This window comes from Haloferula sp. A504 (genome assembly GCF_044385805.1).
GTDB lineage: Bacteria > Verrucomicrobiota > Verrucomicrobiia > Verrucomicrobiales > Akkermansiaceae > Haloferula.
The window spans coordinates 224,985-247,430 of record NZ_JBISBU010000002.1; the positions used below are offsets into that span (position 1 = coordinate 224,985).

16 protein-coding genes are annotated in these 22,446 nt (G+C 66.9%); 8 read left to right on the plus strand and 8 right to left on the minus strand.

Going from position 1 to position 22,446, the window contains the following annotated elements:
- Positions 1-115 precede the first annotated feature (115 nt).
- The 3 genes from trpB to ACG2LG_RS01925 all read left to right on the plus strand — a co-directional run bounded on the left by trpB (position 116) and on the right by ACG2LG_RS01925 (position 3,355).
- On the plus strand, positions 116-1,318 hold the full coding sequence (gene trpB, locus ACG2LG_RS01915) for a tryptophan synthase subunit beta (protein ID WP_396255830.1): 1,203 nt from the start codon (positions 116-118) through the stop codon (positions 1,316-1,318).
- Between the two features lie 215 nt (positions 1,319-1,533).
- Positions 1,534-2,556, plus strand: a complete 1,023-nt coding sequence (locus tag ACG2LG_RS01920; protein WP_396255831.1) for an NF038122 family metalloprotease — start codon at positions 1,534-1,536, stop codon at positions 2,554-2,556.
- Complete coding sequence (locus ACG2LG_RS01925; protein ID WP_396255832.1) at positions 2,546-3,355, plus strand: hypothetical protein; 810 nt, start codon at positions 2,546-2,548, stop codon at positions 3,353-3,355. The genes ACG2LG_RS01920 and ACG2LG_RS01925 overlap by 11 nt, the downstream gene beginning before the upstream one ends.
- A gap of 12 nt (positions 3,356-3,367) precedes the next feature.
- Here ACG2LG_RS01925 and ACG2LG_RS01930 read toward each other — a convergent pair whose 3' ends face one another.
- Positions 3,368-3,616, minus strand: coding sequence for a hypothetical protein (locus ACG2LG_RS01930; RefSeq protein ID WP_396255834.1), 249 nt, complete (start codon positions 3,614-3,616; stop codon positions 3,368-3,370).
- Positions 3,616-4,119, minus strand: a complete 504-nt coding sequence (locus ACG2LG_RS01935) for a GNAT family N-acetyltransferase (RefSeq protein ID WP_396255835.1) — start codon at positions 4,117-4,119, stop codon at positions 3,616-3,618. Before ACG2LG_RS01935 ends, ACG2LG_RS01930 begins: the two co-directional genes overlap by 1 nt.
- Before the next feature lie 160 nt (positions 4,120-4,279).
- Here ACG2LG_RS01935 and rpmH point away from each other — a divergent pair, with 160 nt between their 5' ends.
- The 5 genes from rpmH to ACG2LG_RS01960 all read left to right on the plus strand — a co-directional run bounded on the left by rpmH (position 4,280) and on the right by ACG2LG_RS01960 (position 8,197).
- Positions 4,280-4,462 (plus strand): 50S ribosomal protein L34, encoded by a 183-nt coding sequence (rpmH, locus tag ACG2LG_RS01940; protein WP_396255837.1) that lies wholly within the window; start codon positions 4,280-4,282, stop codon positions 4,460-4,462.
- A gap of 20 nt (positions 4,463-4,482) precedes the next feature.
- The gene (gene rnpA, locus ACG2LG_RS01945) at positions 4,483-4,845 is read left to right on the plus strand and encodes a ribonuclease P protein component (RefSeq protein ID WP_396255838.1); all 363 of its coding nucleotides are present in this window, start codon (positions 4,483-4,485) and stop codon (positions 4,843-4,845) included.
- Positions 4,842-5,105, plus strand: coding sequence for a membrane protein insertion efficiency factor YidD (gene yidD / locus ACG2LG_RS01950; protein WP_396255840.1), 264 nt, complete (start codon positions 4,842-4,844; stop codon positions 5,103-5,105). The genes rnpA and yidD overlap by 4 nt, the downstream gene beginning before the upstream one ends.
- A 24-nt stretch (positions 5,106-5,129) precedes the next feature.
- Complete coding sequence (yidC, locus tag ACG2LG_RS01955; RefSeq protein WP_396255841.1) at positions 5,130-6,992, plus strand: membrane protein insertase YidC; 1,863 nt, start codon at positions 5,130-5,132, stop codon at positions 6,990-6,992.
- Positions 6,993-7,102: 110 nt separating this feature from the next.
- The gene (locus tag ACG2LG_RS01960; RefSeq protein WP_396255842.1) at positions 7,103-8,197 is read left to right on the plus strand and encodes a PHP domain-containing protein; all 1,095 of its coding nucleotides are present in this window, start codon (positions 7,103-7,105) and stop codon (positions 8,195-8,197) included.
- Here the strand turns inward: ACG2LG_RS01960 and ACG2LG_RS01965 are convergent.
- The 6 genes from ACG2LG_RS01965 to ACG2LG_RS01990 all read right to left on the minus strand — a co-directional run bounded on the left by ACG2LG_RS01965 (position 8,169) and on the right by ACG2LG_RS01990 (position 22,266).
- Positions 8,169-9,245 (minus strand): hypothetical protein, encoded by a 1,077-nt coding sequence (locus tag ACG2LG_RS01965; protein ID WP_396255844.1) that lies wholly within the window; start codon positions 9,243-9,245, stop codon positions 8,169-8,171. The genes ACG2LG_RS01960 and ACG2LG_RS01965 overlap by 29 nt on opposite strands.
- Before the next feature lie 14 nt (positions 9,246-9,259).
- Positions 9,260-11,713, minus strand: coding sequence for a hypothetical protein (locus tag ACG2LG_RS01970; protein ID WP_396255846.1), 2,454 nt, complete (start codon positions 11,711-11,713; stop codon positions 9,260-9,262).
- A 112-nt stretch (positions 11,714-11,825) separates the two neighbouring features.
- Positions 11,826-15,113, minus strand: coding sequence for a glycosyl hydrolase (locus ACG2LG_RS01975; protein ID WP_396255848.1), 3,288 nt, complete (start codon positions 15,111-15,113; stop codon positions 11,826-11,828).
- A gap of 16 nt (positions 15,114-15,129) precedes the next feature.
- Entirely contained in the window at positions 15,130-18,138 is a 3,009-nt protein-coding gene (locus ACG2LG_RS01980) for a glycosyl hydrolase (RefSeq protein WP_396255850.1), read from the minus strand.
- A gap of 37 nt (positions 18,139-18,175) precedes the next feature.
- Positions 18,176-21,424 carry a UTP--glucose-1-phosphate uridylyltransferase gene (locus ACG2LG_RS01985; RefSeq protein ID WP_396255851.1) on the minus strand — a complete coding sequence of 1,083 codons (3,249 nt, stop codon included), beginning with the start codon at positions 21,422-21,424 and terminating at the stop codon, positions 18,176-18,178.
- Positions 21,421-22,266 (minus strand): sugar phosphate nucleotidyltransferase, encoded by an 846-nt coding sequence (locus ACG2LG_RS01990; protein ID WP_396255853.1) that lies wholly within the window; start codon positions 22,264-22,266, stop codon positions 21,421-21,423. The genes ACG2LG_RS01985 and ACG2LG_RS01990 overlap by 4 nt, the downstream gene beginning before the upstream one ends.
- Positions 22,267-22,446: the final 180 nt, after the last annotated feature.

Here is a 22,446-nt window from a genome sequence, read left to right on the forward strand (position 1 = left end):
AAAGGCGATAAGCGGCACCCGCCGCAAGCCGGACGGTTCCCGCGCCCCGGATTGGCCGGCTCCCCGGGGATTTTTCGCCTGTCCCGCCGCGCCTGCTGTGCTTTCTTTTCCGCCCATGGCGACCACCACCCTGCCAGACGCGACCGGACACTTCGGAGAGTTCGGCGGCATGTTCGTGCCCGAGACGCTGATGACGCCGCTCGAGGAGCTGTCGAAGGCCTATGATGAAGCCCGGGCGGATCCCGCGTTCCAGGCCGAGCTCGACCACCTGCTCGGCGACTACTGCGGGCGCCCGACCCCGCTCTACTTCGCCGAGCACTGGACCGAGAAGCTCGGTGGGGCGAAAATCTACCTCAAGCGCGAGGACCTGCTCCACACCGGTGCCCACAAGATCAACAACGCCATCGGCCAGATCCTGCTGGCCAAGCGGCTCGGCAAGACCCGCATCATCGCCGAAACCGGCGCCGGCCAGCACGGCGTGGCGACCGCCACCGTGTGCGCCCGCTTCGGCATGGAGTGCGTCGTTTACATGGGCGCGGTGGACATGGAGCGCCAGGCGCTGAACGTCGCCCGCATGCGGCTGATGGGCGCCGAGGTCCGCGCCGTGACCGCCGGCCAGGCGACGCTCAAGGAGGCGGTCAACGAGGCGATGCGCGACTGGGTCGCCAGCTTCGAGCACACCCACTACATCCTCGGCTCAGCCCTCGGTTCGCATCCCTTCCCGATGATGGTCCGCGACTTCCACCGGGTGATCGGCGTCGAGTCCCGCCGACAGATCCTCGAAAAGGAAGGCCGCCTGCCCGACCTGCTGGTGGCCTGCGTCGGCGGCGGATCGAATGCGATCGGACTGTTCCATCCCTTCCTCGACGACGAAAACGTCCGCATGGTCGGCGTCGAGGCTGGTGGCGACGGCATCGTGCCGGAACGCCACGCGGCCCGCTTCCAGGGCGGCAAGCTCGGCGTACTCCAGGGCACCAAGACCTGGCTGCTGGCCAACGACGACGGCCAGATCGAGCTGACCCACTCGGTTTCGGCGGGTCTCGACTACGCCGCGATCGGACCCGAGCACGCCTACCTGCAGAACATCGGCCGTGTCGAGTACACCTACGCCACCGATGCCGAAACGCTCGCCGCCTTCCGCGAGCTTGCCGAGGTCGAGGGCATCCTTCCCGCGCTCGAGAGTGCGCATGCGATGGCCTACGTCTCGAAGATCGCGCCCAGCCTGCCGAAGGATTCCATCCTCATCGCCAACCTCTCCGGTCGCGGCGACAAGGATGTCGAGCAGGCCGCGAAATACCTGCTCGGAGACGATTCTTGATTTGCCCCCCGGCGCTTAACGTGCTTCCTGATTCGATGCACAGCAACGGGAGGGCTTGGGCTTTCGTAACTTGGCGGTTTCTCCTTCTGCTGCTGGCTCCCGCCGCCGCAGCCTCCGACGGTGACCTCTTCCGTCGCATCGACACCCCCCTGCACACGATTTCCTGCACCTGTTCCAGCTGCGGGGCGGCGCAAAGTGCGGGCTCGGATTTTACCTTGGAACCAGCGGGAGGAGCCATCTCCCCTTCCGGCCTGATCGTGGAGCCCTCGAGTGGTGCCTTCGACATCATTATCAATCCCAATCAGGACCTTCTCAACAACGCACCCGCACTCGCTGCCTTCGAGCGTGCCGCGGCGACCTGGGAAAGCCTGATTTCGGATCCTATCACGGTCACCCTCGACGCGAATCTTGCCAGCCTCGGCACCGGGATCCTGGGCTCGGCCAGCTCGGTCCTGTTGACCGGAGGCTACGACACGATCCGCAACCGGATGGTGGCCGATGCTTTCTTCGAAGCGGACGACGCCGTTGTCGCCGCTCTGCCCACCTTCGCCCAGTCGAACTTCACGACACCGGCTGGATTTTCCACCTCCAGCAGCCTGACCGCCAACAAGGCCGCCCTCAAGGCGATGGGCTTCACCGGGCTCGACACCTCGTTCGGCGCCGCCGACGCCACCATCACCTTCAGCACGAACTTCGCTTTCGATTTCGACAATTCGGACGGCGTGGGTGCCGGACTGTTCGACTTCGAGACCATCGCCCTTCACGAGATCGGGCACGCCCTCGGCTTCACCTCGACCGTGGACACCGTCGATTCCCTCTCGGCCCAGAACACCCCGGGCGAGGTCACTCCCCGCGTTCTGGACCTCTTCCGTTTCGCCGCCGGCACCGAACCTGGAGACGCCACCAGCTTCACCACCGCGACGCGGATGCTCGAACCGGGGGTTGAGGCCACCTTTTCCGATACCGTCCTTGAGGGAGCCATGTCGACCGGCCGAAATACCGGCGACGGCCAGCAGGCCAGCCACTGGAAGGACAACAACCTGACGGGTCTGCCGCTCATCGGGGTCATGGATCCGACGTTGGCACCACAACAGGTGGAGGGCCTGAGCCTGCTGGACCTGCGGACACTCGACGTGATCGGCTACGACATTTCCTTCGTGCCGGAGCCCTCGTCGCTCTGGCTCGCGCTCGGCGGCCTCGTGCTTTGCCTGAGGCGTCGCCGTGGCCATGGATGCTGAGGAAAATTTCGCAAGCAGTCAGGACACAACGCCCCGCAAGCGGTCGCTTCTGGCGTTCTGGCTTCTCGGTCTCGCCACGATCGCGGTGCTGTGGGCGGTGAGCATCGGCTGGCTGCTGATTCAGTCGCCCGAGGCGCCACCTGCCGGACCACGTTCGCCGGTGGTCGAGGCACCCGCCGGGCCCGAGGCCATCGCCATGGCCGAAGCGGCATGGAATGCCTTCGTTGAGGCGGAAGACCTGCGCCAACGTCAGGCACTCGTGCTGAATCCGGAGCAGGTCGCGCCGATGATGGAGGATTATCATGAGGTGCGGGGACATCCGTGGCCGACGATGAGCACCCGCTCCCCGGGGCGTGAGATCCAGCGCAACGGGCTGCCGGTCGTCGTCCTTGAAGTCGAGGACTTCGGCGGGCGGGTTTATCCGGTGGCGATCGGCTGGGACGGCCGGCGTTACGCCGTCGATTGGGAAAGCCTCACGGCCTATGGCACGATGGACTGGGCCCAATTGCTGGAGCGCCGCCCGCAGGCCCGCCAGACCTTGCGCCTCTACCTCGGGCGGCTTCCCGAAGAACTGCAGCCTCCACCCTCCATTGCGGCCGGCCATACCTTCATCCGAATGGAACATCGCGATTCACCCACGACCGCCCCGCTCGCTGTCCCTCCCCAACTCGTTCATGGGATCCTGCCGATGATCGAAGGGCGACGCGTGCCCTGCACCATTGAAGTGGCGTGGAACCCGGATCTCCAAGCCTTCGTGCTCCAGCGGCTGGTCCGCCAGGGGTGGAGTTCGGCGTTCTGAGCGGGATTCCCCTCAGCCTCTCCACCAGTCCTCCTTGCGTTCCCACGGCTGGCGTGAGGCGCTCTCGTCAACCGGTCCGGCCTTCTCCGGTTTGCGATCCTCCTCGGCGACCTCCTTGATGAGCTTCTCCACCTCGCACTCGTCGGCCTTGCCCCGCCGGAAGACCATCACGACGATCAACAGCACGCAGCCGAAGGACAGCGCGAGCACCACCAGCATGGTGATGGCCAACGCGTCGGACTCGTTGAACGCGCCGGTCATCAGGAAAGCTCGATCACCCGCCGCATCGGGATCATGTTCGAGTATTCAAAGCCGTACTTGCGGAAGAAATTCTGCGACTCCGCCGAGATCTTGTCGGTGAGGATCGTGATCCGCCGGAAGTCCTTCTGTTTCGCAAACTCGACCACGTGCTGGAGCAGTTGGCCGCCGTAGCCCTGCCCGCGGTGGTCGGGGTGGATGACCACGTCCTCCATCTGGATCACGAAGCCACCCATGGCGGTCGAAATCGTGAACAGCAGGTTGACCATGCCGACGATCCGGTGGCCGTTTCGCAAAACAAAGATCCGCCCGCGCGAGGGCTGCTCGAGGATAAGGCCGAGCCCCCGCTCCTGGGCGGCCGGGTCCGGCTGATACTCGCCCTGGAGCCGGAAAAGCTCCATCACCAGCTCGACCAGCTCCGGAAGGTCCTCGATGGTCGCGGCTTCCACCCGCGGGGCGTCACTGACGGCGGGCGGCGGAGCCGGAGCAAAGGCGGAATCAGTCATCCCCGGAGTCTGGCACGGTGGCTCGCGGGTGGCACGCCCTTTCCGTCCCCCGCAGCGCAAAAAATTTGTAATTCCGGCCCGATTGGCGGATTGACAAGGGTCGGTCTGTCCCTAGAGTGCCCGCCCGCTCCGCTGAGGGGCGAATTCCATCTCCACTGCCATGAAACGCACCTACCAGCCCTCCAAGCGTGTCCGCAAGCGCCAGCACGGATTCCGCGCCCGCATGGCAACCAAAGCCGGCCGCGGCATCTTGCGCAACCGCCGCCGGAAAGGCCGCAAGCGGCTCCTGCCCAAGGGCGCCGAGCTCCACTACGAGCGGCACACCACCCAGCACGGCCGCTGAAGAGCCGCCGCTTCCGGGCCATGCGCCTCTCGCGGAAGCACAGCATGACGCAACGGGCCGACTTTTCGACGGTCCGCCAAAACGGTCGCGCGAAAGCCGGCCGTTTCGTCGTCTTGAGCACCCTCGAGGAGCCCGGGCTCGAACACCTGATGGTGGGCATCATCACCACCCGCAAGGTCGGCAAGGCCCACGACCGCAACCGCGTCCGGCGCCGCATCCGCGCCATCATCAGCCGGCACGGCGACCATCTCGACGGCCAACGGCGCTTTCTGGTCACCATCCCCCGCCCCGGCTGCGCCGACGCGACCTACGCCGAACTGGAAAAGGACTGGCTCAAACAGGCACGCCGGCTGTCGCTGCTGCCGCAACCCGGCGAATCGTGACCTTTCTCATCCGCGTCCTGATCCGCTTCTACCAGCGCCTGATCAGCCCGGTGCTGCACGCGCTTGGGGGGCCTCTCACCGGATGCCGCTTCGAGCCGACCTGCTCGCACTATTTTCTCCAGGCGGTGGAGGTCCACGGCCCGTGGAAAGGCTCCTGGCTGGGGATCTGCCGGATTTTCCGCTGTCATCCGTGGGGCGGCCATGGTTATGACCCCGTGCCGCCGCGCCGGGGGGAGAATGACCCGCCCGCCAAGGACTGAAGGCGACCCCCGATTTTCCTCATCATGTACGACCGCAAGACCTGGATCGTCGTCGGCATCTGTGCCGTCCTGCTCGCCCTCAATTTCCACTACGGAAACAAGCGGGCCGCCGAAGCCGCGAAGCAACGCCAAGCCGAGCAACGCCAAGCCGCCCCGCCGGCGGAGCCGGGCGAGGTCCCGGAACAGCCGGGCGTGCTCGAGGAGGTCGAGCCGACTCCGGCCGAGGTGCTCGAGGCGCAGACCTACACCCTCGAAACCGAAAAGACCGTCTTCACCCTGACCACTCTCGGCGGCGGGGTCGAAACCGCGGAATTGAAGGACCAGGCCTCGCTCAACGACCCGGACACCCGCGTCACGCTGAACGACGGCAGCAGCTCGGCGATCGGCTCGATCGCCGAGGGACCCGACCGCATGGAGCGGGTCAATTACCGCTACCTCGAAGGTGAATCGCAGCCGGGCCAGCGTGTCGTCTTCGCCGCCAAGCACCCGTCCGGCCTCGTCGTGAAGAAGACCTGGTCACTCACCGATCCCGAGTCTCCGGGGGCCGACTACCTGCTCGATTTCACCCTGGAGGTCCAGAACTCGAAGGACTCCACCCAGCGCCTGCCGCTCGAAACCTTCAGCCTCTTCCTCGGTGAAGCCGGCCCCCTGCACAAGGGCGAGGGCCGCCTGACACCCTCGGGTTTCTTCTGGCGCGACGACGGCGATTTCCACCTGACCAAGGCCAGCAAGTTCACCGGCGGGATGTTCTCCGACGACCAGGCGCTGATCGCCGAGACGGTCCCCGAAATCGAATACGCCGGCGTCTCGAACCAGTTCTTCGCCACGCTGCTCAAGCCGGCGGAAGTTTCCAACGGGGGCGTCTGGGCCAAGCCGCGGGAAATCAAGGTCGAGGGCGATGACAAGCCCGGCATCGCGGTCCGCGCCGGCATGGTCCTGCCAAGCGTCGCCCTCGAACCTGGCAGCGCCTCGGTCACGCTCAACTACCAGCTCTTCATGGGCCCCAAGGAGAACCGGATGCTCAACCGCATGGGCGAGGGCTGGGGCGACCTGATGAACTACGGCTGGGCCATCATCGGCGTCTTCTCATGGATGCTGAACTACGCGCTGGTCTACATCCACGACGTCGTCGCCAAGGTCTCCGGCCCGTGGTCGTGGGGCATCGCGATCGTCGTGGTCACGCTCGTCGTGCGCACGATGATGTGGCCGCTTTATGCGCGCTCGAACCGCACGATGAAGCGGATGGGCAAGCTCAAGCCGGAGATGGACCGGTTGAAGGAAAAGTATCCCGACGACCCGGCGAAGATGCAGCAGGAGGTCATGGGCCTCTACCGCAAGTACGGCATCAACCCGGTCGGCGGCTGCCTGCCGATGCTCGCCCAGATGCCGATCTTCTTCGGCTTCTACCGGATGCTCCAGTACGCGGTCGAGCTGCGCGGGCACGGCTTCCTGTGGGTCGACGACCTCTCGATGCCCGACACCGTCGGCACCATCGCCGGCTTCCCCATCAACGTCCTGCCCATCATCATGGGGCTCTCCAGCTTCGCGCAGATGGCGATGATGCCGAACACCTCGGGCGACAAGACCCAGATGGCGATCATGAAGATGATGCCGCTCATCTTCCTCGTCTTCTGCTACAACTTCGCCGCCGCGCTGGCGCTCTACTGGACGACCTCGAACCTGTTCTCGATCTTCCAGACCTGGCTGACCAAGCGGATGCCCGAGCCGGAACTCAAGGAGCGCAAGGGTCCGCCGAAGAAGTCGTTCATGGAGCGCATGGCCGCCGCCGCCGAGCAGCAGCAGAAGATGAAACAAGCCCGTGGGCGGGTGGTCGACGACGAGAAGTCCAAGCCGAAGAAACCGCGCGGTCCGCGCACCGGGGGCTGAGCAGCGCGGCTCCCCGAGCCGTGATTTCCTCCCCGCCTGCCGGCGGCCGCGTTGGTTGGAAAAGCGGTGCGTTCTCGGCCGTAGAGTCCTCGCAACCGCCGCCTCCCGCCATGAACCGCCGATTCCTTCTGCTGCTTTCCATCGGCCTGCCGGCCATTGCCTTCGGTCCGGCCGCAGGGGCCGCCCCCCGCCTTTCGCTCAATCCCTACGACGGGGTCGATTGGCGGCATGTCGGCCGCCACTTCGGCAGCTTCCACAGCCACACCACCGAGTCCGACGGCAAGCTGTCGCCCGCCGCCGTGATCGACCGCCACCACGCGATCGGCCACGACGTGCTCGCACTGACGGACCACAACCGAAACACCTGGCCCTGGTCGCGTTTCGACCGCGATCCGGAGCGCCTGGGCATGCTCGCCATCCCCGGCAACGAACTCTCGCGCCACGACCACACCCTGAGCCTGTTCACCGACCTCGAGACCGACACCAAGGATCACGAGACCGGCATCCGCGAAATCCAGGAGGCCGGAGGGCTGTCCGTGCTCGCCCATCCCGGGCGCTACTGGAAACCCGAGGGCGGCAAGGTGCCCGCGGACGTGCTCGACCGCTACGCGAGGCTGTTCCGGACCTATCCCAGCCTTGTCGCGCTCGAGGTGATCAACCAGGCCGACCGCTATCCCCGGGACCGCGCGCTGTGGGACGCGCTGCTCACCGAACTGATGCCGTCGCGCCCGGTGTGGGGCATGGCCAACGACGACTCGCACCAGCAGGCCCACATCGGCTTGAACACCACCGTGCTGCTGCTGCCGCAACGGGACGAGGCGCAGGTGCGCGCTGCACTGACCGACGGCCGTTTCTATTTCACCACCCTCACCAGCCATCCCGAGGCCCGGCGCGACCGCGACCGGACTCCGGTGATCCGCGAGATCGCGCACGACCGCAGCGCGGGCACCCTGATGCTGGAAGTCGACTGTGGCGGCGAGCCCTTGCCCGCCGATCGGATCCGGTGGATCAGCAGCGGAGGCGAAGAAGTGCATCGGGGACCGGTGCTCGACCTGGCCCTCGAGGGGATCGACAAGTATGTGCGTGCCGAGATCGCCGGCAGCGGCGGCACCACCTACACCCAGCCCTTCGGCATCGGGGCGGAAAACCCGTCGCACCCTCGAAATACCGCTGCCCCTACTCCAGGCCGATCACCGAGACGTTGAACGGGACGTCGGTCTTCGAGTTGGTCAGCCACTCGCAGTCCCACCACCAGTCCATGTTGACGACCACGAGGCGGTCGCCATCGACGAGCACCTCGCAGGGCTGGTCGAGCAGGCCACCGACGCCGTCGGTGTCGCCGTTGCGGTGGAGCGTTTCGACCGAGCCGTCCATGGACACCACCTGCACGGCGTTGGCCAGCATGTCGGCGACGTAGATCCGGTTGTCCGCCGCGCGCCACTCGATGCCGTCGGCTGACTTCATGACAGCGGCCTTGGCAAATAGCTCGGGTCGCCCCGCCTCGCCATCGTCGCCGAAACGTGTGCGGTAGATCAGCCCGTCCTCGAAGATCGAGCAATATAGGTTGCCCTCGCCGTCGAAGGTCAGACCATCCGCCCCGAAGCCGATCCGACCACTGGTTTCATAGCGCGCGATCAATCGCGGGTCGTGGGTCGTGGGGGTCGGCTGCGCGAGCTTCACCGCCCCCTTCTCCAGCTCCTTCATCGGAATCGCATACACCCCGCTCACCAGCTTGGTCCCCGCCTCCTCGTCGGCAGGGATCAGCACCGTGTCGCTGACGTAGACCGTGTCTCCCTTCCACGCCACGGCGTTGGCCACTCCGAATCCTTCCACCACCGGCGCGCAGGAGACCGCCTTGCCGTCCTCGACGCGGATCCGCAGCAGCCTCGACCGGTATCCTGGTCCCTGGTTGTCGGCAAGATAGAGGTGCCCGTCGGGACCGAAGGCGCAGTCCATCGGCCCGACCACGCCGGTCTCCGGATGCAGTTCGGCGGGCTTGAATCGATACCACGTCTCAAGTTTCTCCTCGCGGGAGATCCGCATCATTCGGGCGGGTGCGGGCTTCTCCAACACACCCGCCTCGACCAGGCGCTCGTTGTTGAAATTCGGCACCGAGAGGATGATCCCGCCCCTCGCATCCAGCGTGCAGCCGTCCGGCGTGTTGCATTCGACCGGCAGGTCGACAAGCACGCGGGGCGCCGGTGCGGCGATGGCAGCCACGGGCAGAAGCAGCGAAAGGATGGATCGGAACATGGTCTTGGATGGGTTCACTCCAGGCCGGGCCAGGCGATCTCGCCGCGCAACTGCGCCTCGCCGCCCTCCTTTTCATAGACGCCGTAGAAGTTCGACAGGGAGTCGAGCCACACGGTGATGCGGTGCATTTCCTCCGGGTCGAGGTCGACGTCGTAGTGCCCGTCGCGGAGCAGTTCGTAGAGACGCGATGCCTTCGCGCCGAACTTGCCGGGCGTGGTGCGGTAGCGGTCGCCGTAGCGCCAGAAACCGAACTCGTGGATCAGGCTGTCGTAGGAGCGGTAAACACGCGTCTTTCCCGGACCGAGCTTCGACTCGACAATGGTGCGGTCGAGCGGCGGTGCGCCCTGGTCCACCTTGTCGGCATGGCATTCGACGCAATGACGGTCGAGCACCGGCTGAACCAGCCTCGGGTAACTGAACGGACGGGTGCCGTCGACATCCGGCTGCGGAACCGACGGCGGACGCCGCAGCGCCATCACCGCGTGGCCGGGGGTCGCCGGGGCATGGCTCTTGTCCTCGTGGCAACCGTGGCAAAGCATCAACTCGCCCGGCTGGACCCAGGTCGAGGAGCGCATCGACTGCACCGCCAGCCCGTCCTGGTCGAGCGCCTGGAAATAGAGCTCCTTGAGCGCCGGCACGGTGAAGTGGGCGCTGCCGTCCTCCTCGACCGGCACGGTGCCGAGGATGCTGCGGGCGAGGTTCACCGAATCCCCGGCCTCGGCGATCCGGCGACCGGTTTCGTGGGGCGCCTGCCCGGAGGGCACCGAGCTCGGATGGATCTGATAGATCCGCAGCGCCTCGATCTTCGTTCCTTCGGGAAAAGCCAGCAGGCTGTTGTAGACATCCATCACCGCCATCGTGCCCTGCTTCGGCGGATCGACGAGCAGGCGGCTGCTCTTCGCGGGCACCACCGGAGGCGTCGGTCGGGGCCGCAGGGGCATCGGACTCAGGCAGGCGATCTCCGGATCGCGATAGATCAGTTCCTTGTTGCCGAAGGCGTCGACCAGGTAGATGCCGTAGTCGCCGCGCTCGTGCTTGTTTCCCTGGCCGCCTCCCTTCTTGCGCATGCCGGCATCGTAGACGCACAGGAAGTAGTTCTCCCCAAGCGGCCAGGGCGTCCCGTAAACCTGCTTGCCGCCTTGCGTTTCGGGGAACCCGACATCCGGGGTCACACGCTTGACCGGGGCCATCGCATCGTCGTCCGGGACCATCGGGTCGATCACGATGAGCGACCCGTAGGCCTGGCCGTGGTGTGGCGCGGCGGTGCCGATGAGCTTGGGTGATCCCGGAATGGCCCGCAGGTCCATCTCCATGTCGGCCCGTTCCTTGTGCCGCGAGAAGTTGCCGTGGATCGCCCGCGAGTCGCGACCGTCCGGCGTCATCACCCACGGGTGGTGCGCCACGCAGCCGTGCCGGTCGACGTAGTCCCAGCGGGTGTAGATGATCATCCCGTCGTGGTTCACGCTCGGCTGCCACTCGTTGTTCTCGTGCGGGCTGAGGATGCGGATGTCCGACCCGTCGGGCTTCATGTCGTAAACCGTGTAGGAAGGGCAGGCGCGTCCGCAGCGGAGGTAGCCGCCACGCCTTTCCGAAATGAAGGCGACCCGCCCGTTGGGCAGCACACAGGGGTCGAAGTCGTTGAAGGTGCCGTCGGTCAACTGCCGCAAGTTGCCGACCCTGCCCTCCTCGCCGACCTCCACGGAAAACAGGTGATAGCAGCGACCGCGGTCCCAGTGTCCGTGGTTCTCGTGGTCGTGGTGCGCGATGTGCCCCTTCGGGCCCTCGCACTCCGTCCAGGCGAAGTAGATCCGCCCACCGTCGAAGCTCAGCTCGGGCGAAAGGAAGCTCCCTTTTTCAAGCGTCCGGCCGTCGAGCCTGCCACCCTGCACCTCGACTCCCTCCAGAAGATCCGTCACGCGCGGCACCGCACCGAACGGATCGCTGAGCACGAAGACCCCGCCACCGGGCACCGCGTTCACCCCGTAGTACTGATCGCACATGTGGTTGAAGGTCGAGCGGTGGCGCTTGATGAACAGGAGCCGGTCGAAGTCGAGCAGCGGATTGGAGAAGGCGATCTGCCGCCGGAGCCGGCTCGCCTCGACGAAAAGGGCGAGGCGCGCTTCGGTGCGTGCCACCTCGACCGCGCCGGACCGTCTCTCGAGATCGGTCAGCCATTCTTCCAGCGCCTCCATCTCCGGTGCCTCCGGCATCCGCGCGATGTCATCCAGCAGCACCCGGGTCCGTCGCAGAACGACGTCGAGCGGATCGCGGTCGGTCGCCTCGATCAACGCGGCGGGATGCAGCGTCTCGTCCCGAAACTTCTCGAAGCGTGCCCGGTTCTCGATGTCCGCCGCCAGAACCTCGTGCCGGTTCTTGATCTCCTCGTCGAGCAGGTCGGCGGCGCGGACCGGGATGAAGGACAACACAAGCACCACCGGAAAAAGCCCGATCCGCGTTCGCGTCCTCATGAGTCAGGGTTGTCGTGTCCACCGGCCCGGGAGCCGACCACCCGCCAACGGCGGACAGCCCCGATACGTCGGGGATCGTTCGGGAATTTCAAGCGGGTGGGGACGGGCATCGTCAACGGGGCTGGACCTGCCGCACCTTCACCGGACCGATGAGTCCGCTCGGAAGCAACGGTGCCCGGGGTTGGAAGCGGTAGGGTTGGGAGACGTGGCTCAGCCGCTCCGTGGGCGGGCGCCCGGCATCCGCGACCAGGCGGTTGTTCCAGGTGTTGGTGACCCGCACCCCGAGGGTGTTCGGCCCGGGCACGACGTGGTCGGTGATGTCGATCTCCCACGGGCTGGTCCAGACGGTGCCCGCCTCCCTGCCATTGACCTCGACCGTGGCGATCACGCCGACCTTGCCGAGTTCGAGGATCACCCGCCGGTCACCGATGATCCCGGGCAGCGGAAAACTCGTTTCGTAGGTCGCGGTGCCGGCGTAGTGGCGGATCGTCTCGTCGGGATGCTTTGCCCAGTCGACGAGGGATTCGAAAGTCGTTTCCGCGGGCGCGCCCTGACCTTCGAAGCGCACCGTCCACGGGCCGGCCGGCGTGGCCTGCCCGAGCTTCCTGGGAGCGTTCGCCGTGGCGGTGCCGTCGGCGTCGGTTTGCTCCTGAAAAACGACGAAGATGCTTTCCGACGCGGCGAGGCGGAGAGGGACGGTGGTGCGCCCGTTCTTCTGCTTGAAGGCGGCCGCCTTGGTGACCGTGCCGGTGACCGCGTTCCACAGCCATGGCTGGCGGCCGCTGACGCGGAAGGTGGCCGTGAAGAACTCGAGCGACTTGTCGGAGGTATTTGACAGGAAATAGATCTCCCGCTCCGGCGTCGAGCGGTGCTTGAAGACAATGCCACCGCGCTTGCCGAGGCCGATCTTGCCGGCTCCCGCCGCGGCACAGAGCAAGCCCCCCCCGGATCCATGGGCCGTGACGTCGGGCTTGAGGCGGAGCCGGGAAGTCAGGACGGATTGGAGTTCGGCTCCTTCGTGAACCGTGCCCTTTCCGAGATTCCCCCAGGCACGATTGGCGAGGTCGACGACCTTGGCATCGCAACCGGGGTAGCCCGCCAGCGACGGACTCGAGCTTGGCTTCGGCCCGATGACCGTCGCCCCATCGGCGACCAGTCGCCGGACCGCCTCGACCACCTCGGGCCGCATCACATTCTGTTTCGGCAAAACCAGCACGGCGTAGGACGGGCCGTCCGGAACGGCAATCCGGCCGTCGACCACCTTCGCCCGGTGGATCAGCACGTCGGAGTTGATGAAGTCGAAGTCGTAGCCGTCGGGCAGAGACGGATCGAGCGGCCCCGTCATCACCGGCGTGCCCTCGCCGATGTAGTAGGCCACGTCGACGACCGGGCGGCCCGCCTTGAGCAGCACCGAACTACGACGTTGATAGTGGTTGAAGGCCTTCGACTGCTCGAACCAGGTGTTGTGCCGGTTGAAGGCGGTGCCGAACCACTGGATGATTCCCGGCTTGCGCTCGTCGGGCTGGTGGATGTTGACGTGCAGGATCAGGTGGTTGACGCCCGCGCCGTAGACCCAGTCGGTCCAGCGCTTCAGGTCGGCCGGGCTCTGCTTGAAGTTGCGGTTGGAGGTGAAGGCCTCGGAATAGACGTCGGTGCGGCCGTAGATGTGGGCGCAGCTCGACGCGGCGCGGCACTCGGTGTTGCCCAGCGCGCCGCCGCTTTCCCAGAACTCGCCGCCGACCTGGTCGGTCATCGAGCCGTAGAGCAGGAACTCCGAGGGGAAGCCCCAGTGGCCGTAGTTCTCGAGCCACAGGGTCAGGCCGTTCTCCGCACACACGTCGCGGAGCCCTCCCACGTAGTCGCGGGCGATCGACTCGGCGATCAGCCGCCGCCAGTCCCACAGGAAGCGCGACGACACCTGCGGGCTGTCGACCACGCGGCCGGTGAGGCACGGCAGGTAGCGCACCGGCGCATAGCCGAAGCGCTGCTCGAACTTCTCCGCCAGCCCGTCGGTCCAGTTCTGCGGGCCGGTCTCGTAGCTGTCGGCGATCACGTACTTCAGCGCCTCGCGCTCCTCCGGCGGGGTGCGTCGCAGGAACTCGCCGACCATGCCGTCGAACAGGCTGCGGATGTGCTCGCGGCTCATCTTGTCGACCTCGAGCCCGCGGCTTTCCGGGCTGGCCGGCGCGCACTGGGTGCCGATCGGGACCATGCCGGTGCGCATCACCACCCAGTCCCCCGGCGGGGCCTGCCAGACGAGGCGGCCGTCGGCGTCCATCTTGTCGGTGAGGTCGAGCACCTCCGCCGCGGCGACCGCGCTACCGGGTGCCAGCGGTGCCTGCTCCGGCCAGTGGTAGGTGTCCCATGGCGGGTTGGTCGACGGGCTCGTCTCGCCCAGCTGCTTGCGGATGTAGTGGGAAAGCACCGCCCGGCGGCTCAGGCGCAGGCCGGAGAAGGATGCGGGCTTGTCACTGGAAAGGATCACCCGGAGGTGCGGCGATGGCGTCGCCGGCACCGGCACCAGCACCGGCTCCTTGTGCCGAGGCCCCTGGTGCCCGCGTTGTTCGACGTACCGGGTGATTTCCCGGAAGGTCCTTCCATCATCCGATGCCTGCACTACGCAGGTCAGCGTGTAGGAGTGGCCGACCGGGTCGAGGCGCAGGCTCTGGACCGGCGAGGCGTCCTTCTCGAAGTCGATCTGCTGCGGCTCGGGTCCGATCGTCACCACGGTTTCCTCCGAATCGTCCTGCAAATCCGCGAGGTTGCGCACCGTGGGAGAGGTCAGCTTCACCTCGTTCGTGCGAAGATCGGCGCTCTCGGAAACCGGCTGGCGGAAGGCGATGACCTTCACATCCTGGAATTCCTTCTCGGTGAAGCGCGGCCCGGTCGGCTCCTGCTGCGAGCCCCCCGCCTTCGGGAAGGTCCGGATTTCCGGCACCGGCAGCAGCTGGTCGATCTTCCGGCCGCCCTCGATCACCGTCTCGCTGGCGTCGAGGAAACGCATCGACTGGCCCGGCTCGATCCACGGGCCACCGGACTGGGACCAGCCGGGCGAATTGAAGAAGCCGATCTCGACGCCGCAGCGGCCGGCCTCCTTGACCGCCCACTGCAGGGCGTCCCACCATTCGTCACTCATGAAGGTGACCCCGCCCACCGGCGTGTCCTTGGCCCCCTTGTGGTTGAAGATGTGGCCGATGTAGGCACGACCGATGCCCACCCGCGCCATCGCCTCGAGGTCGCGGGTGATGCCCTCCTTGCTGATGTTGTTGTTGATCCAGTACCAGTAGCAGCCCGGGCGGGTGTCCGGCGGCGGATCGCGGAAGGCGTCTTCGAGCCCGTCGGCGCCAAGGAGGCACGGCAAGACGGACAGCAGGGCGGCCGAAATGATGGCGGCTTTCATGGTTTGTCGAAATCGGTCAGGGCAGCGGAACGAGCCGGGCGGGACGCAGGGTGACCGGGCCGATCAGGCCGGAGGGCTGCAGCGGGTCGGCGGCGGTCCAGTGCTTCCAGGTGGTGAAGGTGACGCGCTCCTTCGACGGACGCGGCCTGCCCTCGACGAACCAATCGGGCCAGCGGGCGAGTGCCTTGCCGTCCCACTCGCAGTCGTCGGGGTGCTGCTCGTCGCCGATGAGGCGGTTGATCCAGAGGTTGGTGACCTCGACCTCGAGCGTGTTGTCACCCGACTGGAGGGCCCCGCTCACCTCCACCCGGAACGGCGGATGCCACAAAACCCCGAGTTCCTTGCCGTTGAGGCGCACCTCGGCGATGACCTCGACTTCGCCGAGATCGAGCCACACCTCGCCGTCCCCGGCCCGGAAACCATCCGGAAGCTGGAAGCGGCACTTGTAGGTGGCGGTGCCGGAGAAATGTCGGATCCCCGGGTTGGGATGCTCGTTCCAGGCGACGAGCGGATCGAAGACCGCCTCGTCGACCGCACCGCGGCCGGGCGGGAAGCGGACGGTCCACGCGCCGTCCAAGGCCAGGGGCGCGGGCAGGCCGGTGACCTCGAGCGGCACGGTCTTTCCCGAAGCACGGTGCAGGGCGTGGCGACCGTTGTGCCACGCACGCAGGCTGACCTCGCCGGTTTCGTCGCCGAAGGGGATCAAACTGTCTTTCGCCGGATCCGTGGCGCGCACGACGGGATCGGAATCCAGCGTGGCCGGATACGGCTCGCGGAACACGACGAACACCGACTTGCCGGGCGCCAGTTGAAGGGGCACCCGGACGTGGTCCTCTCCGGCGCTCCAGCCGGCGGCGGGCCGGAGGGTGGCGGTTTCGGCATCCCAGAATTCGGGCCGGCGACCCGGGGCACGGAATCCGGCTACGAGACTCATCGTAGATTCGGACGGGTTCGAGACGAAGAAACTGTCGGCCCCGTCGTGCCGGCGGTGGATCCACTCGACCGGGGTTTCCCCGGGCAACTCCAGCGCCGGGGCGATCCCCATCTCGGCCAGAGTTTCGACGACGCTGATCCCGGAGAAGACACGGCCCTTGCCGAAGCGGTTCGAGGCAACGGTCGTGCCGTCGCATTTCCCCCAAACCTCATCACCGATGGCGGCAAGCTCCTGCTCGGAAGCCGGGAAGTTCCCGTTGCTCGGCGTGTGCTGCGGCTTGGGACCGTGCACGGTCGCCCCGGCACGCACGAGCTCGCGCAACTTGCGGGCCTGGGCCGGGGTGTGGAAGGAGTGATTCGGCAGCACCAGCAGGCGGTAGCGTTTGCCGCAGGGGACCACGACGTCGCCATCGTCGACGGTGAGCCCGGCGAAAATGTCGGTGCCGCAGGAATCGTAGCCGTAGCCGGCCGCCGAGAGGTCCTCGCGGTGGGCGGCGCCGTTCGGCATCGCGTTTCCGGCGAAGACCAGCACGTCGGCCCCGAACTCGCCGTCCTGCAGCAGGAACTGGGAACGCCGGATGTAGTCGAGCCACGCCCGGCCCGGCTCCCACCAGGTCGTGGTGCGCTCGAAGTGGATGCCGTACTGGCCCATCGTCATGCCCGGCACGACGTCGTCCCACGGTTGGTGGGCGTAGCGATGAAAGACGAAGCGGTTGATGCCGGCGGCCCACGCCCGGTCGCCAACGGTCTTCATCGAGCCCGGGTGGTTCGTCCATTTGCCGATGTCCGGGCCGGCGGTGAAGGCCTCGGCGGCGGCGATGCGGCGGCCGTGGGTGTGGGCGGCGGAGGCGGCGAGCCGCATCGAGAATGAGTACTTTCCGTTCGACCAGAACTCCGCCATCGGGATGTCCGCCTTGCCGCCGATCTGCAGCCCCTCGAAGCAGGAGGTGTAGGGCTCGGTGGTGAAGAGCAGGCCGTGCTCGTGGCAGAGCTGCGCCATGTGGCCGTAGTAGTTCTCGGCAAAGAGGTCGGCAATGGTGCGGCGGAAATCCCAGTAGAAACGCTCGGTGGTGGGACCGTCGGTGATGGCCCGCCCGGTCAGCGCCAGCAGGTAGGGCGACGGATCGTAGCCGCGGCGTTTCTCGAATTCCTCCTTCATCCGCGGTGTCCAGTGGTGGAGGCCGGCCTCGTAGCTGTCGATGGTGAGGTGCTTGAAGGCCTTGCCGACATGCGGGCCGAGATGATCGAGCAACGGCTGGATGCCGTGTTTCCAGTGCACCTCGAGCCCCTCGCGGCGCAGCTTGTCGACCTCGAGACCGGTGACGTAATCGGGTGCCGGCTTGTTGGTCATGCCGGTCGGCGTGTGACCGAGGCGGATGATCTTCCACCGGCCCGCAGGCGCCCGCCAGGTGAGCGTGCCACTCCGCTCGAAGCGCCCGGTGACGTTGATGATCCGATCGGCCGGAATGGCCGCCCCTTGAGGCAGCGGATTCAGCGCGGGCTGGCGTCCAGCCGGGCCGCCGCGCTGGCCGGACTTGCTCTGCCACTTGGGCATCCGGAAGCCGGTATCGAGCTCGGCCGGAACGGCATAGACCGCGATGTCGCGGTAGTGGCCGAGGGCCACCTCCGGTTGCGGGAGCTTCTCGCTGATGGTTCGACCGCCTTCGACGACGATCTCGGACGACACCAGCTTCTGCATCGCCAGCTCGGGCGTGATCCACGGGCCGCCGGTGGTGCACCACCCGGCGCAGTTGTGCATGCCGAACTCAAGCCCGAGGCGCTGGCACTCGTCCGCCGCATGTTTCATCATCTCGAGCCATGCCGGCCCGAGGTAGTCGACCGCCCCGCGCGGCGTGTCGCAGTTGTGATGGGGTCCCGCGAGGAAGAAGATCATGGCCCCGCCGATGCCGGCCTGTTCCATCGCTTCAAGGTCGGTGGTGATGCCCTCGCGGGAAACGTTACCATTCATCCAGTGCCACCAGGTGTGCGGTCGGGCGGAGTCCGGAGGATTGCGGAAGCCGGCTTCGAGATCCGAAGCGGCAGCGGGAAACGCCAGCGCGGCGGCGAGCAGGTGGACGAGGAAAAACTTCATGGGGGAAAGCCCCCAACCCTACGCAGCGGCGACGCCGCTACTTCCACTCGCAAAGGCTGCTGACGTGATCCGCCGAGCCGTCGCGCAGCCAGCCGTCGAGCTGCGCGGGATCCTTGAGCTGCTGGCCGCGCAGGCGCGGGACGACGAAGTAGCCGGCACGCGCTTCCGGCAGCAGGCTCAGGTCGCCCCACAGCTTCTCGAACTGGGTCACCGGGAACACGTCCTCCTGGCCATGGCCCCAGCGCTTCTTCACGTCCTTGATCGTGATGTACGTCGGCAGGCGCTCGGCGAGTCCGCGCAGGCCGGCGGTGACCGCCGCTTCGTCGTCCGACAGGATCTGCTCCCGGGTCAGACCACACATCCCGAGGAAGTGGTCGAGATCGATCCAGGTCGTCAGGGAGTTGTAGTACGAAAGCGCGAATTCGCATTCCTCGTCGGGCATCGCGAGTCCCTCGACGAGGCGCGGACGACCATCGACCCGGGCCAGGCCGCCGCCGCGGTCCTCGAGCCGGCGGGTGATGACCTCGTAGGTGAGGCCGTGGCCCGACCGGCGGTGAAGCCCGAGCAGCACCGGATCGGCATCGGCCCCGAGGGTGTCGATGTTGTGAAGCAGCAACGTCCGCAACTGCGGGCGGTCCTCCAGCAGACCGCGCAGGGTGCCGTTGAGGATCAGGTTCGGGACCTCGAAAAAGTGGCCGACCGGATGCAGGCACTGGAGCGGCAGGTTGTCGGTGTAGTCCGAGGCCTCACCCGCGGACTTCGCCCAATGGATGAGTGCGGCGCGGCCCGAGTCGCGGACCTTCTGCTGCTGCTCATCGAGGACCTGCTGCGGCATTTCCTCCCAGGCGAAGCGCAGGTCGCGCTCGGTGGGCACCATCCGCAGCCCGACCGATCGACCCGGCGAGACGACCAGGGGACCTTCGTAGCCGTAGTTGCCGACGCTTTCGAGGAAGGCCTGCGTGGGTCCGGTGGTCAGGTAGGAGGTGGTGAAAAGGTGCGGAAGGGGCGCGCCGAAGCGGCGGCCGATCCGACGCGACTTGGCGAGGTGCGTCTCGATGAAAGTACGATAGGCACCGTCGATCGGCGCGAAGGGGTTGAGCGCCTTGCAGGTGCCCGCACCCCCGGTCCAGCGCGATCCGGCGCCGGCGGCGAGGCTGACCACCGCCACCTCGCCGGCCCCGAGGGCCGCCGCTCCGATGCGTTCCGCCTCCTCGAGGTCGTGCCGCGCCGCCGCCTCGGGCGATGAGACATCCATCACATCCTCCGCCCGCACGTCCTCGATCACGGTCGCGGGCGAAAGCCGGTTCTGGGCCAGACCGATGCGACCCGCCCGCAGGTCCGCGCGGATCTGCTCGTGCAGCTTGGAGTCGAAGCCGTGAGCCTCGAGCATGCCTGCCAGGCTGCCGTTCCCGCCGGACTCGCCTTTCCCCTCCTCCGAATCCCCCCCCTGCGGCGCGGTCAGCCGGTGATAGCCCGCCGGCAGCGCGGCGTGGCCGTCGTGACGGAGGTCGGCGGTGGTGCCGTCCGGATTGATCGCGAAATCGTAAACGACCGGATCCATGGCGAAGGGCAGCGCGTACTGCAGCCGCGACTTGGCCTCGCTCATGATCTCCTGCATCGCCTCCTGAGCCTCGGCCTTGCGCTGCGGCGCGAAGATGAACCCCATGCCGCCGCCGGACATCCCGCCAAGCATCCAGAAGCCCCAGAAATCGTCACCGAACCTTTCCTCGGCCCGGGCGATCAGGGTTTCGGTGAAAAGGTTGGTCGCCCACGGAATGATGGTCTGGATCGGCCCGCGGAAATTCCGCATGGTCGCCCGACCCAAGGTGCGGATGTCGCCACGCTTCAGCGCATCGATCAGCTCCTCCAACAGCTCGAGCGCCTCCTGCCGGCCGCTCCACTCCTTGCCGGAGCGGAGCAGGTATTTCTCGGTGACCATCTCGAGGATGGGGCCGACGTTCTGGGCCATGCCGCCGTGAACCAGCACCAACGAATCCTGCAGCGCGCGGCGGGCGCTGTCGGGAATCTCATTCTCGTCGAAAACATGGTGCGAGGGCATCAAGCGCCCGCGGGAAATGCCGAACTCGGGATCATCCTCGCCGGCGGTCTCGCCGGTGATCAGCTTGATCCCCGGCCACACGCCGCCCGAATCCTGCCAGCCGCCGCCCGAGCCGCCGATCCACTCGCCGAGAATCGCCCGCGCCAGCACCAGCCGGCGCTCGCTTTCCTCGAGCGGACCGGTCAGCGAGCGCGTCTGGCCGGTGGCCCGCATCAGCACCCCGATGAGCGCCGCGAGCAGGTTGGTCGAAACGGCCAGACGTGACCCCTTCGGGATGTCGTTGACCGATGACACCAGCTCGATCCCGCGGCCCTTGCCGACGAGACGCTCGAGCAGGCGCTCCAGGCGCTTGCCGCTGCCCTCGATGCCCGGCGGCACGATGCCCGCCGCGATCACCGCCGCCTTGAGCAGGCCGAGGTAGTCCTTCGCAAAGTCGAAGACCTCGCCGAGATTGTCGATCCGCGCCGTCGCCTTCAGATCGACCGAATGCAGCACGATCACCGGCTCGTCGATCACGCGCAGGTAGGCCTCGACCGGCGGCTTGGTTTCCTGATCCCGGCCATGCACGCCGAGATCGACGGAGACATTCAGCACCCGCGCCCCCTCGGGGTAGTCCATGCCGAGGAAGAAGATGTCCGACCAGCCGCTGTGGGAAAGATCCATCCGCACCGGCGTCCGCTCGCGCAGCACGGGATGCCCGCCCGCTCCCGGCTCCAGCATTTCCCTGCGCATCTTCAGCGGATGGTCCGCCGGGTGACCCATGCGGAACATCCACTGGTTGCCGCGCACCGTGCGCACCGATCGGCGCACCTGGTCGGCGAGCGTCTGGAAGGCCAGTTCGTGGTAGGCCGAAGCCAGGGCCGACGACAGCGCATCGCCCGGGCCCTCGGCGGCGACCGCCTCCAGGAAGCCGTCAATGGCCTCGGCAAACCGCCGCCTCAGGAGGTACTCGTAGGCCGCGAAGGGAATCCGCCCGACTTTTCCCGCCGGCAATTTCGGCGGCAGGTGGAAACGGTGGATGGCGTAGAGGAAGAACAAGGCCCGGACCCGCTCGTAGAGATTCTCCGCGTCGCGCCGAAAGGCATCCAGCTCGGCGCACTCGGCGAGCAGCCCCCCGGCATCGAGTTCCCGGCACACTTCGGCGAGATCGGTGTCGCGCCGCGACGGGTCGCCGGTCGTGATGATCCCGACCAGGCGCGACTTCGAAGATGATGACGATGAACTCATGCCCGCGAATTGGCCGTCGTCTCGATCAGCATGGTCAGAATCTCGTCCCGGTGCGGACCGGCGAGCGCCAGCGACAACTGCGCCCGCAGGAGTCCGTAGCGTTCGCCGATGTTGAAACGCTGGCCGTCGATCTCGACGGCGAGGTATTTCTCGGAGCGGGCGAGCTCCGCAAGCGTCGGGGTCAACCCCAGCGTCTCACCTTCCGAAAGGGCCGCCACCTGCCGGTCGAGGCGCTCCATCACCGCCGGGGTCAGCGCGTGGATGCCGAAAAAGCAGTAGTAGTTCCCCGCCCGCAGGCCGGAGACGAACAGCTCCTGCTCGGCCAGGGTGGGGGTCGGTTTCTCGACCATGTTGGCGACCTCGATGATCGAGGGCGAGGCCGGCACCCGCCGCCCGCCGATCGTGCCGTAAAGGTGCAGCTGGCTTTCATGCGTCGGCTGCACGCCGGACACACAGCCCGTGTGGGTCGCGGCGACGGCGAGAAGCTGCGCCACGCAGGAAGTCTCCCGGCGGCTTTGGAAAAGGTGGTCGCCCACCAGCAGCACGAAAGGGTCGTCCGCGGTGAAATTTCGGGCCATCCAGACGGCATGGCCATATCCCCGGGGCTCGGCCTGCTCGATCAGCGTCAGTCGCTCGCCATGGGGGCCCGCCGCCCGGAGATACGCGTCCCGGGTTCCCGGGCAGATCACCACCGCCGCTTCTTCGAGACCGGCGGCAAAAAGGTCATCCAGTAGAATTTCAAGGGCCGGACGGGACATCCCCTCCGGATCGACCAAGGTCTGGAGCGGCAGGTGCGACTCGGCCGGACTGGCCGCCGTCACCACGGCTTTGCGCAATTTCATGAGGGGATCTTTCTCATCGTCCGGGAATGTGCAATCCGCATTCCTGTCCGTGGCTGACGCTTCCAGCGGCAGGCCGTGGCTGCGGCTTCCCTTGTCTCGCCGGAGCCTCGGCGAAGGCGGCAGCCGCAGGATCGTGACCGTGGCTTCCAGCCGCGGAGTCCATTCCGGCCGTGGAGTCCT

Coding starts and splice junctions, on each gene's coding strand:
- trpB (WP_396255830.1), top strand. CDS start 116: ATGGCGACCACCACCCTGCCAGACGCGACCGGACACTTCGGAGAGTTC.
- ACG2LG_RS01925 (WP_396255832.1), top strand. CDS start 2,546: ATGGATGCTGAGGAAAATTTCGCAAGCAGTCAGGACACAACGCCCCGC.
- ACG2LG_RS01930 (WP_396255834.1), bottom strand. CDS start 3,616: ATGACCGGCGCGTTCAACGAGTCCGACGCGTTGGCCATCACCATGCTG.
- ACG2LG_RS01935 (WP_396255835.1), bottom strand. CDS start 4,119: ATGACTGATTCCGCCTTTGCTCCGGCTCCGCCGCCCGCCGTCAGTGAC.
- rpmH (WP_396255837.1), top strand. CDS start 4,280: ATGAAACGCACCTACCAGCCCTCCAAGCGTGTCCGCAAGCGCCAGCAC.
- rnpA (WP_396255838.1), top strand. CDS start 4,483: ATGCGCCTCTCGCGGAAGCACAGCATGACGCAACGGGCCGACTTTTCG.
- yidC (WP_396255841.1), top strand. CDS start 5,130: ATGTACGACCGCAAGACCTGGATCGTCGTCGGCATCTGTGCCGTCCTG.
- ACG2LG_RS01960 (WP_396255842.1), top strand. CDS start 7,103: ATGAACCGCCGATTCCTTCTGCTGCTTTCCATCGGCCTGCCGGCCATT.
- ACG2LG_RS01965 (WP_396255844.1), bottom strand. CDS start 9,245: ATGTTCCGATCCATCCTTTCGCTGCTTCTGCCCGTGGCTGCCATCGCC.
- ACG2LG_RS01970 (WP_396255846.1), bottom strand. CDS start 11,713: ATGAGGACGCGAACGCGGATCGGGCTTTTTCCGGTGGTGCTTGTGTTG.
- ACG2LG_RS01975 (WP_396255848.1), bottom strand. CDS start 15,113: ATGAAAGCCGCCATCATTTCGGCCGCCCTGCTGTCCGTCTTGCCGTGC.
- ACG2LG_RS01980 (WP_396255850.1), bottom strand. CDS start 18,138: ATGAAGTTTTTCCTCGTCCACCTGCTCGCCGCCGCGCTGGCGTTTCCC.
- ACG2LG_RS01985 (WP_396255851.1), bottom strand. CDS start 21,424: ATGAGTTCATCGTCATCATCTTCGAAGTCGCGCCTGGTCGGGATCATC.
- ACG2LG_RS01990 (WP_396255853.1), bottom strand. CDS start 22,266: ATGAAATTGCGCAAAGCCGTGGTGACGGCGGCCAGTCCGGCCGAGTCG.